Here is a 12,356-nt window from a genome sequence, read left to right as displayed (position 1 = left end):
GACGCGAAAACGGTGGGTTTTGTGCACATGACCGGATCGGCCACCTGACGCGCGCCGTCTCCCGGGACGGGGCCGTCAGGCCCGCTCGGCCGTGCGGGCGATGTTGCGGGCCATTCCGCCGAAGACGATGGAGTGGAAAGGGGAGATGCTCCACCAGTAGGCGTGGCCGAGCAGTCCGTGCGGGTGGAACAGGGCGCGCTGGTGGTAGCGGGTGCGGCCGGTGTCGTCGGTGTCGACACGCAGTTCCAGCCAGGCCAGTCCGGGCAGGCGCATTTCGGCGCGCAGCCGCAGCAGCCGCCCGGGGTCGATCTCCTCCACCCGCCAGAAGTCGACCGAGTCGCCCACGCGCAGCCGGTGCGCATCGCGGCGACCGCGGCGCAGCCCGACACCTCCCACGAGCCGGTCGGCGAGGCCGCGGACGGACCAGGCCAGGGGGAAGGAGTACCAGCCGTTCTCCCCGCCGATGCCCTCGATGACCCGCCACAGGGCATCGGGCGGGGCGTCGACCCGACGTTCCCGCCGGTCGGTGTAGAGGCTGCCGCCCGCCCAGTCGGGGTCGGTGGGCAGCGGGTCGCTGGGGGCTCCGGGCACCGAGGCGGAGGACCAGCGGGTGGAGACATCGGCGTCGCGTACGCGTTTGAGGGCCAGCCGGACCGCCTCGTCGAAGCCGATGGGGTGGCCGGGCGGGTCGGGGGCGTAGCGGGTGATGTCGTTCTCCCGGCACACCACCTCGTACCGCAGCGACTCCGTCAGCGGCCGGGCGATGGACGAGGGGACCGGTGTGACCAGGCCGACCCAGAGGCTGGACAGGCCCGGGGTGAGGACCGGAACCGGCAGGATCACACGCCGGGGCAGCCCGGCGACCGCCGCGTAGCGAAGCATCATGTCCCGGTAGGTCAGGACGTCGGGCCCGCCGATGTCGAAGGCGCGGTTCACGTCCGCGGGCATCCCGGCGCCGCTCACCAGCAGACGCAGCACGTCGCGGACCGCGATCGGCTGGATGCGGGTGCGCACCCAGCTCGGGGTGACCATCACCGGGAGCCGCTCGGTCAGGTAGCGCAGCATCTCGAAGGACGCCGAGCCCGAGCCGATGATCACGGCGGCCCGCAGCACCGTCGTGGGTACGCCGCTCTCCAGCAGGATGCGCCCGACCTCGGACCGGGAGCGCAGATGCGGCGACAGCTCGCGCTCGGGGACCCCGGCCGGGGTCAGCCCGCCGAGGTAGACGATGCGGCGCACACCGGCTCCGGCGGCCTGCTCGCCGAAGATGCGGGCGCTCTCGCGGTCGGTGTCCTCGAAGTCGCGTCCGGTGCCGAGCGCGTGCACCAGGTAGTAGGCCACGGTGACGTCCCGCATCGCTGCCCCGACCGCGACGGGATCGGTGACGTCCCCCCGGACCACCTCCACCTCGCGGGCCCAGGGGTGGTCGCGCAGCTTCCCGGGGGAGCGGGCCAGACAGCGCACCCGGTACCCGGTGGCCAGCAGTTCGGGCACGAGCCGCCCGCCGATGTAGCCGGTCGCCCCGGTCACCAGGCACAGGGGCCGGTCAGCCTTCGTTTCCATGGCTTCTCCGCTTGCTCGGGGTCTGCTCGCTCAGGGGTCCTGCGAGGGGCCGATCTCCCGGGAGGCGGGGGACTCCAGCGCGGGGCCGTGGCGGCGGGCGAGGGTGTGGGTCAGCTGTTCGGCCAGGCGGGGGACCGTTGCCGGGGGGAGGTACGCCTCGGCTCCGGCGTCGAGGAGGCGGCGGACGGGGCCCTGGTAGTCGACGCCCAGCTCGGGGTCCTCGATCTCGGTCACGACGACCCGGGCGTCGGGGAACGCCGAGCGCAGTGACCCGATCAGCTGGGGGCTGATCGGGGGGATCAGGAGGACGTCGGCCGATCGGGGGGCGGCGTGTATGTCGAGGACGATGTAGTCCGGGCCGAGCTGGTCGGAGAGCGTGTTGCGGACCGAGTCCGACAGCTCCATGGCCGTGACGACGACCGTGACGGACCGGTCGGCGGGCGGTGGGTCGGCCTCGGAGGCGTTCGGCGGGGCGATGACGGTGCCGATGAGGACGTTCCTGGTGACGGGGGAGATCCGGGCGAGCGGTGCGCCGTCCCGGGTGATCACCAGGTCCTCGCCGGGGCCGAGGGAGTCGACGAGCGCCACGACGTCCTCGGGTAAGCGCCCCTCGTCGATCTCGCGCCCGGAGTGTTCGCCGGTCATCGGACGGCGGCGTCGGCGGCGGTCGCGGGCGCGGTGCCGGTGGGGGTGGGGGTGGCTGCGGTGGACTGAACGGGAAGCGTCCTCACAGCGCCCGATCCTGTCACATCCAGCACGTGATCTCCGGGTGCAGCATCCGTTCGGCCAGTTGCCGGGGGCTCGCGTCGTCCGTCGGCAGGACGACCGTGCCCGGGTCCGTACCCAGGCGTCGCTCGCAGGCCGTCGCGCTGTCGATCCGGGCGAGCCGCCAGGCCCGTACCTCCGCGTCCCGCACCGGGTCGTCGGGGTGCACGACCTGGGCGGTGATGCGCCGCGCGAGGAGTTCCGGGTCGGCCGAGAGCCAGATGTGCAGGAGCTCGTCGCTCTCCTCGCGGACGATGTCGAAGATCTCCCGCCGGTAGGCGTCGTTCAGCACGGTCATCGGGACGACGAGGAGGTGGTCCGGGTAGTGCCGGACGAACGCCGCGCACGACCGGGCCACGACGTCGCGCCAGCACGCCAGGTCCTGGAAGTCCCCGGACTCCGGCATCGGCACCCAGGCACGGAGATGGAAGCCGGCCTCCTCCGGGTCGAAGACGATGACTCGGCCGGCGATCCGTGTCAGCTGCTCGGTGACGCTCGATTTGCCGGCGCCGAAAGCGCCGTTGATCCACAGCAGCATGCTTCTCTCTCCTGTTCGTCACGGGAGGTGCTTCGGGCAGCAGCGGTCGACGGGCTCGTACTCGTGCAGGACCACACCGGCGCGTCCCGGCCACCGGGTGTCGAGGCCGCCCAGCGCGGCGGCGTGCGCCAGTTCCACGCAGACGGACCGCGCCGCGCGTTCGTCGATGCCGGAGAAGGACGGGTAGCTGGCGTTCACCAGGCCCTGCAGCCAGCCCTGGAGCGTCCGGGTCTCGTCCCAGCGCGCGAGCTCGATCCTGCGGTGCACGAAGCCACGGCGCAGCAGCCACCCGTGCAGCCGCTGACGCTGGCCCTTGGTCCAGTACGGGAAGACCCCGCCGGACATCTCCGCGAGCCGTGCGGTGATCGCCTCCTGGAGCCGGCCGATCCCGGCGGCGGGCGCGGTCTCCAGCTCGACGCGGTAGAACCTGCCGCCCAGCGCCAGTACGCGTTCGACCTCGGTGGCCGCCAGCAACGGCTCCGTGCAGAAGTCGATGCTCTCGTGCTCGACGACCGCGTCGAACGACCCGGCGTCGAACGGCATCGCCATCATGTCGCCGTGCCGCACGTCCAGGCCGTCCCGGCGCCCCGCGTCGATCATCGCGCGCGACGCCTCGATCCCGGTGTAGGAGCCCGCGAAGGGCGCCACGTTGCGGGCCAGCCTGCCGGTGCCCGTACCCAGCTCCAGGACACGGAACGAGCCCAGGAAGTCCGTGGCGAAGCCGCGCAGCACGTCATTGAACCGCTCGGTCACCGGCCGCGCCGGGGCGTACCGCCGTGCCAGCTCCGGCCCGTAGAGCGCCCCGTCGTACGCCCCCGCCCCGCCGGGTGCGCCGGGCGCGAGGTCCACCCGGGTGAGGGGGCGCTGGTTGGCGTTGAACCAGCCGACGCACTCCAGCGCCGCTCGCACCGTCATCCGCTCGGTACGGGCGTGCCGCGCCACCTCCGGGGGCAGTCCGCCGAACGCGAGGGTGCAGCCGTCGCGCGCTCCCCGCAGCCGTACGTAGGCACACGCGGCGATCAGTGTCGCCGTCTCGTCGGCGGCGACGAGAGCATCCGGCCGGGCGGCGGAGGCGTAGCGGGCCGCCACCTCGGCGACCGACGGCAGCACCCGCTCCGTCAGCACCGCCAGGGTCGCCGCCCGCCACGGCGGCACGTAATGGAACCGTCGGTCGCACGGCGGGACGGCGGCGCCGTCGCCCGCCTCGCGCAGGATCTCGATCGCGGCGCTCACCGGGCGCTCCCACCATCGGCCGGGCCGGTGCGATCCGGCCAGGTGAGGACGAGATTGCCGCGTACGTCACCGTCCGCGAGCCGTTTGAGTGCCGCGCGCGCCTCCTGGACCGGCAGTACGTCGTCCACCAGCGGTCGGATGCCGGTGGTGCGCATCAGCGTCAGCATCCGCCCGTACTCCTCCCGCGTCCCGCTGAACGAACCGACGACGTTGATCTGGTGGAAGTAGATGCGGTGCAGCCGGGCGGGCGGCACATCGCCCGTCGTCGCACCGGCGACCACCACCGTGCCGCCGTGCCGGACGCTGCGCAGGGTGTGCGTCCACGTCTCCCGGCCCACGCTGTCGATCACCGCGTCGACCGGTTCGGGCAGCTCGGCGCCCGGCTCGTACGTCGCGCTCGCGCCCAGACGGCGGGCCAGGGCCCGCTTCGCGGCGGACCGGCCGGTCACCCAGGTGCGCACGCCGCTCGCCGCGGCCAGGCTGATCAGCGCGGTGGAGAGGCCGCCCGCGGCGCCCTGGACGAGCACGGTGTCCCCGGGGCGCAGCGCCGCCTTCGTGAACAGCATCCGGTAGGCGGGGAGCCAGGTGCACACCAGGCAGGCCGCCTCCTCCCAGGACAGGTGGTCCGGGACGGGCAGCAGACTCTCCGGCGGCGCGGCGAAGTACTCGGCGAGGGTCCCCGGCCGGGCACCGACCAGCTGCGCCGCGGGCATCGCCAGCGTCTCGTCGCTCACCCCCGGCGGAGAGCCGAGCAGCGGGTACAGCACCACGCGGGTGCCGTCCGGCCGTTGACCCGCCGCCTCGCAGCCGAGGATGCGGGGGTACTGGTCGGGGTCGAGCCCCACGCCGCGCAGGGTCCAGAGGTCCTTGTGGTTCAGCGAGGCCGCCCGGACCTCCACCCGTACCCAGCCCGGAGGCACTTCGGGGTCCGGGCGGTGGCCGACGACGACGGTGGACAGCGGGTCGTCCGGATCGGGGGCGGTGGCGAACACGGCCTTCATACGTCCTCCGTCCTCAGCCCTCGTCCTCGGGCCGGCCGGCAGCGGTACCACGCATATGACTTCCTTCGCGTCAGGGGGACGAGGAACCGGAAGGGAACGGGGAGTCGGAAGGGAACGGGGAGTCGGGGGAGAGCGGGGAGCCGGAGGGGAGTGGGGAGTCGGAGGGGAGCCGGGTGTCGGAGCGGGGCGGGGCGCCGAGCAGTTCGGCGGACGGTACGGTCGCACGCGCGAACCACATCGCGAACCCGGACACCACCAGTGCCCGGACCCGCAGCGAGGGGCCCGCGCCACCCGTGTCGCACCGCACGCGCACCTCCTCGCCCGCCGCGGCGGTGTGCACGCTCCTGGTGTGCAGGCCCCGGCCCCCGTCGTCCACGTCGACGACCACCCGGACGGACGGCCCCGGCCACGCACCGGCACCCCCGCGCGCGCCGAGGAACCGCACGCCGACCGCACCCGGCCCCGCCACGGTGACCAGGGGGAACCGCTCCCCGTCCGGCGACCGCGCCAGCTGCCCGCAGACGTCGCACCGCGCCCAGAAGCACTCCCGGCCGTCCGCCGCGCCCCGGGCCACGCCGACCCGGACCGGCAGCCCGCACAGCCGGCAGGCGCACAGCACCTTGGGCCCCGAGGGCTCGAAGAGCAGCCCGGTCTTCATGGCGCGCTCGACGGCCCGGGCACCGATCGCGGGCACGTCGGCCAGGACGCTCGCCAGCGCGCTCACCGCGACGTTCGCGGGAAGGCCGCCCGGAACATTCGCCAGGAAGGAGACCAGCCCCCGCTCGAACTGTTCGGCCAGCGCCTCCATCCGGCCGACGCACTGGGTGAAATCGGCCCGGACCGCCTCGCGGTACAGCGCCCGCTCGCTCGCCGCGGACAGCACCGAGGCGGCCCGCATCGCCCAGCCGGAGGCCCGGTCGACCCCGCGCGCGCAGGCGTCCAGCGCACCGCGCGCGGACGGGCCCGCCGCCATGCGCAGGGCGACGAGCACGCCCCGGGCGTCCTCGACCGACCGCGTCAGGGCAAGCAGCCGCGCCCGGTCCCCGGCCAGGCGCGCCGCATCCGCCCCGGTCTCCGCGAGCTCGCGGGCCAGGGACACCACGGCCGCCCGCCGGTCCGGGGCTCCGGGGCCGTGGCGCAGCAGCACCGGGTCGCCCAGGCACAGCGTCCCGGCCGACCGGTCGTCCGCTCCCGGCGCGGCCCCCTCGAGCCGGGCCAGCTCATGGGCCAGGATCGCCCGGCGCGACGTCGGCATCCGGTAGAGCGACCCGCACAGCGTCGCCGCGTGGGAAGTGGCGAAGGCGTCGACGAAGTTGGTCGCGGGCAGGCTGCGCCGCCAGTCCGGGATCAGGGCCCCGCACGATCCCAGGTGGATCCAGGAACAGCGGATGTCGTCGAGACGGCACAGCCGCAGACCGTTCGCCGCGCACGCGCAGTCCTGCCCGGGGAAGGCGCTCGTGCTGTGCGCGCAGACGAACCGGTCGCCGACCTTCACATGCGACTCGTTGCCGTGCCCGTACACGGAGACGCTGTGCACGTCCACGGTGCCGGGCGCGGCGAACTCTGCCGGGTCGCCCACGACGGACGAGGCGTCGGCGGCGTCGACGAGGACGTGTTTCCCGGCCCGTGCCCCTCTGGCCAGGGCCATGCGCCGGAGCATGAAGCCCAGCTCCCCGGCGGTGCGCGCGGGCAGGACGCCCACCGGGAGCGCGGTCCGGTGCTCGAGGTCCACGACGTCCCCGGCGAACCGGAGATCGAACGCCTGCCGGGCGACGGTCACCAGGACGTATCCCGCCGACGCGGGGACCGACCGCTCGACGGCACCGGTACCCCGCCGCCAGTCGTCGAGCGGGAGGCGTGCGGCCACGCGGCAGCCGAGGGCCGCGAGGTCGGCCGCGTACGGGACCGGGCCGCTGCCCACGACGATCACCGCGCCCTCGGGCCACGCCCGCTCGGTGCCGCCGTGCCCGGGCGGGCGGGACACGTACCAGTCCAGCACCTGCCGCTGCCGCGCGTCCGGCGGTTCGGCGGCGGTTTGGCCGGAGGCTTGTCCGGGGGTTCGGTCGGGGGGCGGGCACGAAGGGTCCACGATGCTCCTCACCGGTCTCTAGACCCCGGGGTACGGGGCCAGTTCGTCCAGCGAGAGCACGGCCCCGACGTTCTCCTCGGGGACGTCGTCGAACCAGTCGGCGTCGTCGTCGGCGGGCGCCCCCGCGGGCCTGGCCGCTTCGGGCGTCGCCGGTTCGTCGCGCTCGTCGTCGCGGGGCTGCTCAGCGTCCTGCACGGTGTTCCTCCTGCTCGTGGTTGTCGAACGGATCGGCCGGTCGGTTGCCCGCCCTCACCCCAGGCGGGTACGGATCTGCTCCGCCAGGTACGCCCCGTACCGGCGGTGCGCGTCCGATGCCAGGTGGATGCCGTCGGCGAGGAAGTCGGACGCGTCGACGTCCGACCACTGGCGCACGGGGTGGACCCGGCCGTCGCCCCACTCCATGACCGACGCCACGACGGCGTCGTGCACCGTCGCCCACTCCGTGGCGGTCAGCCCGCCCGGCCCCTTGCGGTCGCGGAACTTGGGGCTCGCGGGTGCGAGTATCACGACCACCTCGCAGTCGGGCACGGCGTCGACGACGCGCTTCACGAAACCGAGCATGTTCGTGAGGTACGTGTACGGGTTGAGCGAGCCGGTCAGGTAGATCATGCCGCCGACCGCCATGGTCAGGTACCGCGGCCGGAGCTCGGTGATCAGATCCGCGAACACCGGCTCCAGATGCGTGCCCTTGCCCCGGGCCAGCGACACCAGATCGAGGTCGTCGCGCCACCGGCTCGACTGGACGTAGTTGGTCAGGGGCGAGTCCGCTCCCATGCCCTGCGAGAGCGAACCGCCGTAGTGCACCCACCGTTTCGGGTTCGGCGCCGGTAGGGAAGCGGTCGCGCCCTCGTCGATCCGCAGGCCGGTCAGCCGGAACTGGGCGTAGAGCGGCAGCCAGAGCTCGACCGGCCGCGCGCGCCCGCCCGCGTCCCCGAGGGCGAGCCGCAACGTCTCCGTTCCCCGGGAGGTCGACAGCGCGCGCCGGCCGAGACGGCGCCCGTCCACCACCACGTCCACGGACTCCAACTGCTCGATGTCCTCGGCGAGTTCGACGATGTTGTCCGGGCACCGCGAGCACAGGTAGTCCAGCTCGATGTACTCGCTGTCCGTCATCAGCACGAGGGCCACCCCGGACGGCATCCCCGCCCGTCCGATGCCGCCCTCGGGGAAGTACAACCGGGCCCGTTCGAAGGGCACCCGCCACGGCGCCACCCAGTTCTCGCCCCGCTGCAACGACACCGCGCCGTTGAACCGGAACCCCTCACCGCAGGTCAGTGACTTCACGCCCCGCCTCCTTGTCCTCGGTCGATCGTTGCCGCGTCGTGTGCGTCGTGTGCGTCGTGTGCGTCGTGTGCGTCGTGTGCGTCGTGTGCGTCGTGCGAGTTGTACGAGTTGCGCGGGTCGTGTGCCGCGGGTGCGTCGCGGGTCGTCCACCGGTCGGAGGCCGCCCAGAGGTCCGCGTACAGGCCGCCCGACCGCAGCAGGGACGCGTGCCCGCCGACCTCCAGCAGGCGGCCCCGCTCGACCACGGCGATGACGTCCGCCCGGGCGGCGGTGGCGAGCCGGTGGGCGACCAGGACGGTCTTGCGTCCGCCGCGGTCGTCGCGAAGGGCGTGGACGATGCTGCGCTCCGCTTCCAGGTCCAGTGCTCCGGTGGCCTCGTCCAGCAGCAGGAGCTCGGGGCGGGACACGAGCGCCCGTGCCACGGCGACCACTTGCCGCTGCCCGGCGGAAAGGGCGGCCCCCCGGGGGCCGACGTCGTAGTCCAGCCCGCCGGGCAGGGAGTCGAGCAGCGCCGACGCGCCGAGCGACCGCACGGCCGCCGTGATCTCCGCGGCGGACACACCGGGCCGTCCGAAGGCGATGTTCTCGCCGACGGAGCCGCTGAACAGATGGGCCTCCTGCGGCACGATGGCGGTCCGCAGCCGGTAGTCGCGCAGGGGGATCGCGTCGACGTCCACCCCGCCGAGGAGGATCGTCCCCCGCTGCGGGCGGTAGAACCGCGCCAGCAGCTTGATGATGGTCGACTTGCCCGCGCCGGTCGGTCCGACGACGGCGAGCGACATCCCCGGCGGGATGTCGAGCACGACGTCCAGGAGCGAGTACGGGGCGTCCGCCCGGTATCTGAAGCCGACCCGGTCGAAACGGATACCCGCACCGGCCGGCTCCTCCGCCCGCCTCCCCGCCCGCTCCTCCACCGGCGATTCCGCCCGCTCCTCGGCCCTCTCGTCGGCCCGTTCCTCCGTCGGCTCTTCCTTTGGTTCCTCCGGTGGTTCGGACAGGAGCCCGTTGACGCGACGGATGCCCACCCGGGCCTGCTGGGCGCCGTCGTAGACCGTCGCGATCTGCTGGATCGGGTAGTACAGCATGGAGAGGTACAGGACGAGAGCGGCGACGGTCCCGCTGTCGGAGACGCCCGCCCAGGGCAGCCCGTCCGCCGCGGCCGGCAGCAGCACACAGACCAGCGCCAGGTCGATGGCCAGCGCCACCAGGGGGAAGAACCACGCCACCGCCGTCTGCCCGCGCAGGCGTTCGTCGCGGTACGCCGCCGACCGCTGCGCGAACTCCGCGACGATCCGCCCGGTGCAGCGGAAGATCTGCGCCGTACGGATGCCGTGCGCCTTCTCGTGCAGATCGGCGTTGACCGCCGCGAGCAGCTCCCGCGCCCTGGGGTACGAACGGGAGACGGCGCGCCGGAACACGGCCGCCCCCGCCAGCACCACACCCCCCGCGCCCGCCAGGACGAGCCAGCAGCCCGGCGCGATCCACACCACGACCAGACCGACCCCGCACACCAGCAGCACATTGACGGTCAGGGACAGCAGGCCCGTCTGCACGAACGCGGACAGCGAGTCGATGTCCGACGTCATCCGGGTCAGCAGCCCGCCCGACCGCACCCGGTCCACGTACGACAGCGGAAGCCGCTGGATGTGCCGGAAGCACCGCAGGCGTACGGCGAACAGCACCCGGTCGCAGACCCGGGTGGTCGTACGGATGGTGCCCCAGCCCGCGACCCAGCTCACCGCGGTGACCGCGAGCCCCAGCGCGAACAGCGCCCCGACCGCCGCCGCGTCACCCTCCGCCGAACTCCCGAGGACGGCCCGGGCCACCGCCGGGAGCGTCACGGCCGCGACGACCTCGACGCCGACGCACGCGACCGCCACGAGAGCGGGCCCGCGGACCGGCCGCAGCGCCTCCACGAAGCCGAACGGGCCGTCGCGCCGCCCGGTTTCGAGATCCGCGGCCATGGGCTCGTCCACCACCTCGGGCAGCCGGGCGCCGTACGCCCCGGGCGCGTTCCCCCGCGCCCCGGCGCGCACCCGGCCCGGCGAGGCGTACGCCGACGGCACCCCGGGCGCGCCCGGCCCGCCGACCGCGACCTCGTCGGCGCCGAGCGTCGGTGTTCCGGCGGCCCCGTCCATCAGGGCCCTCAGCCGCACCGAACGTTCCATCAGCTCCGCGGCGCCGCCGTGCTCGACCACGCGACCGCCCTCGAGGACCGCGATCCGGTCGGCCAGCGCCAGCACCGCGCGCCGCCGCCCGGTCACGACGACGGTGCACCCCGTCCCGAGCCGCCGCCGCAGCGCGCCGAGCACCCGCGCCTCCGTCAGGGTGTCCAGGGCGGAGGTCGCGTCGTCGAGCAGCAGCAGGCCCGGCGCGTCGTACAGCGCCCTGGCGAGCGCGATCCGCTGCCGCTCGCCGCCGGAGAGCCGGGCCCCGTCCTCACCGACGTGGGTCAGGTCGCCGTCGGGCATCCGGTCCAGCATCGCGTCCACGGCGGCGTCCGCGACCGCCGAGGCGTACCGGCCGCCGTGGAAGTCCCGGCCCAGCAGGATGTTGTCCCGGACGGTGCCGGAGAACAGGAACGGCTCCTCCGTCACCAGTACGGCGTCGGTATCGCCCGGGGCCGGCGCCCCGACGCGGCCTGCGCGGTCGACGAACTCGACCCGCCCCGAACCGGGCCGGTACTGCCCCTGGAGCAGCAGCCCGAGGACCGACTTCCCGGAGCCCGCCCGGCCCGCGACCCCGAGGCATTCCCCGGGCGCGACCGTGAGGTTCAGGCCCCGCAGGACGTGCCGCGCCTTTGGCCCGAGCGTCAGCCCCACATCGGTCAGCACCACCCCCGGACCCTCGCCGCCCCTGCTCGCGCTCCTGCTTCCGGCCCCGGCCCCGTCCGGGTCGGGGCCGGAGCCGCTGTCGATGACCGCGTGGATACGGTCGGCCGACGAACGGGCGAGCGCGACCGCGGAGACCACCCCGGCCAGCAGCCGCACCAGCCCGGTCATGGTGAGCAGATACGTCGCGAACACCACGAAGGTCCCCACACCGATGTCGCCGCGCAGCGCCATCGTCCCGCCGACGCCGATGACCAGGACGAGCGCGCACTGCGGCAGGGTGATCAGGACCGGGGTGAACACGGAGTTCAGCCGGGCGACGCGCTGGCGCCGGCCGAACAGCGCGGCGGCCAGGGTCCGGAAGCGGCCCTCGATCAGCTCCTCGCGCCGGAACACCTTGGTGACGGGGAGCCCGGCGACGGCCTCGCCGGTGAACGAGGTCAGGTCGGCGGCGGCCTGCTGGGACAGCCAGGTGGCCGCGTAGAGCCGCCGCCGGGAACGGACCACCAGCGCACCCGCGAGCGGGAGGACGACGAGCGCGGTCAGCGCCAGCACCGGCGAGAGCACGAACATGATCACGACCTGGACCGTGACATGGCACACCGCCGCGGCCGCCTGCGGGGCCAGGGCCAGCAGCGCCTGGATCACCTGGAGATCGGCGACCGACCGCGACACCACCTCGCCCCGCCGCAACGCGTCCTGCTGCTCACCGGAGTAGCGGCACAGCGACGCCAGCAGCGCCACCCGCAGTTCGTGCTGCACCCGCGTCGCCAGCCGGCTCGCGGTGGCCCGCTGGCCGAACTGGACGGCGAACCTGAGCACGGCGGCGAACGCGAGCAGGACGAGCGTGCCGAGGGCGACGGCCCGGCCGGTGGACAGCCTGTCCACCACGGACCCGATCACCAGCGGTGTGGCGAGATCGATCCCGGCACCGGCCAGCGCGAGCGCCACGGCGCGGACCGCCGCCCGCCGGTCGGCGGCCCACGACCTGAGCAGCCGCGCCGCCCACGACGGCGCCGCCCGAAGTCTCGTACGCACTCCCCGTCGCCCCC

9 protein-coding genes are annotated in these 12,356 nt (G+C 74.3%); all 9 read right to left on the bottom strand.

The window, feature by feature from the left end:
* Positions 1–75 precede the first annotated feature (75 nt).
* Positions 76–1,563 carry an SDR family oxidoreductase gene (locus tag ACFCV8_RS11950; RefSeq protein WP_376685174.1) on the bottom strand — a complete coding sequence of 496 codons (1,488 nt, stop codon included), beginning with the start codon at positions 1,561–1,563 and terminating at the stop codon, positions 76–78.
* A gap of 30 nt (positions 1,564–1,593) precedes the next feature.
* The gene (locus tag ACFCV8_RS11945; protein ID WP_376685173.1) at positions 1,594–2,208 is read right to left on the bottom strand and encodes a hypothetical protein; all 615 of its coding nucleotides are present in this window, start codon (positions 2,206–2,208) and stop codon (positions 1,594–1,596) included.
* 100 nt (positions 2,209–2,308) lie between these two features.
* Complete coding sequence (locus ACFCV8_RS11940) at positions 2,309–2,866, bottom strand: AAA family ATPase (protein WP_376685172.1); 558 nt, start codon at positions 2,864–2,866, stop codon at positions 2,309–2,311.
* Positions 2,867–2,884: 18 nt separating this feature from the next.
* Positions 2,885–4,099: a class I SAM-dependent methyltransferase gene (locus ACFCV8_RS11935; RefSeq protein WP_376685171.1), complete on the bottom strand. Its 1,215-nt coding sequence runs from the start codon at positions 4,097–4,099 to the stop codon at positions 2,885–2,887.
* A complete protein-coding gene (locus ACFCV8_RS11930; protein WP_376685170.1) occupies positions 4,096–5,100 on the bottom strand; it encodes a zinc-binding alcohol dehydrogenase family protein in 1,005 nt (334 codons plus the stop codon). Before ACFCV8_RS11930 ends, ACFCV8_RS11935 begins: the two co-directional genes overlap by 4 nt.
* Positions 5,101–5,170: 70 nt before the next feature.
* Positions 5,171–7,084 (bottom strand): hypothetical protein, encoded by a 1,914-nt coding sequence (locus tag ACFCV8_RS11925; RefSeq protein WP_376685169.1) that lies wholly within the window; start codon positions 7,082–7,084, stop codon positions 5,171–5,173.
* Between the two features lie 123 nt (positions 7,085–7,207).
* Positions 7,208–7,384, bottom strand: a complete 177-nt coding sequence (locus tag ACFCV8_RS11920) for a hypothetical protein (protein WP_376685168.1) — start codon at positions 7,382–7,384, stop codon at positions 7,208–7,210.
* Positions 7,385–7,438: 54 nt separating this feature from the next.
* Positions 7,439–8,473 (bottom strand): hypothetical protein, encoded by a 1,035-nt coding sequence (locus tag ACFCV8_RS11915; RefSeq protein ID WP_376685167.1) that lies wholly within the window; start codon positions 8,471–8,473, stop codon positions 7,439–7,441.
* Positions 8,470–12,342, bottom strand: coding sequence for an ABC transporter ATP-binding protein (locus tag ACFCV8_RS11910; RefSeq protein ID WP_376685166.1), 3,873 nt, complete (start codon positions 12,340–12,342; stop codon positions 8,470–8,472). Before ACFCV8_RS11910 ends, ACFCV8_RS11915 begins: the two co-directional genes overlap by 4 nt.
* Positions 12,343–12,356: the final 14 nt, after the last annotated feature.

The organism is Streptomyces sp. NPDC056347, assembly GCF_042262625.1.
Lineage (GTDB): Bacteria > Actinomycetota > Actinomycetes > Streptomycetales > Streptomycetaceae > Streptomyces.
The sequence above is the reverse complement of the archived record's forward strand: the minus strand, read 5'-3'. Positions and strand labels throughout refer to the sequence as shown.

Coding starts and splice junctions, on each gene's coding strand:
- ACFCV8_RS11950 (WP_376685174.1), bottom strand. CDS start 1,563: ATGGAAACGAAGGCTGACCGGCCCCTGTGCCTGGTGACCGGGGCGACC.
- ACFCV8_RS11940 (WP_376685172.1), bottom strand. CDS start 2,866: ATGCTGCTGTGGATCAACGGCGCTTTCGGCGCCGGCAAATCGAGCGTC.
- ACFCV8_RS11930 (WP_376685170.1), bottom strand. CDS start 5,100: ATGAAGGCCGTGTTCGCCACCGCCCCCGATCCGGACGACCCGCTGTCC.
- ACFCV8_RS11945 (WP_376685173.1), bottom strand. CDS start 2,208: ATGACCGGCGAACACTCCGGGCGCGAGATCGACGAGGGGCGCTTACCC.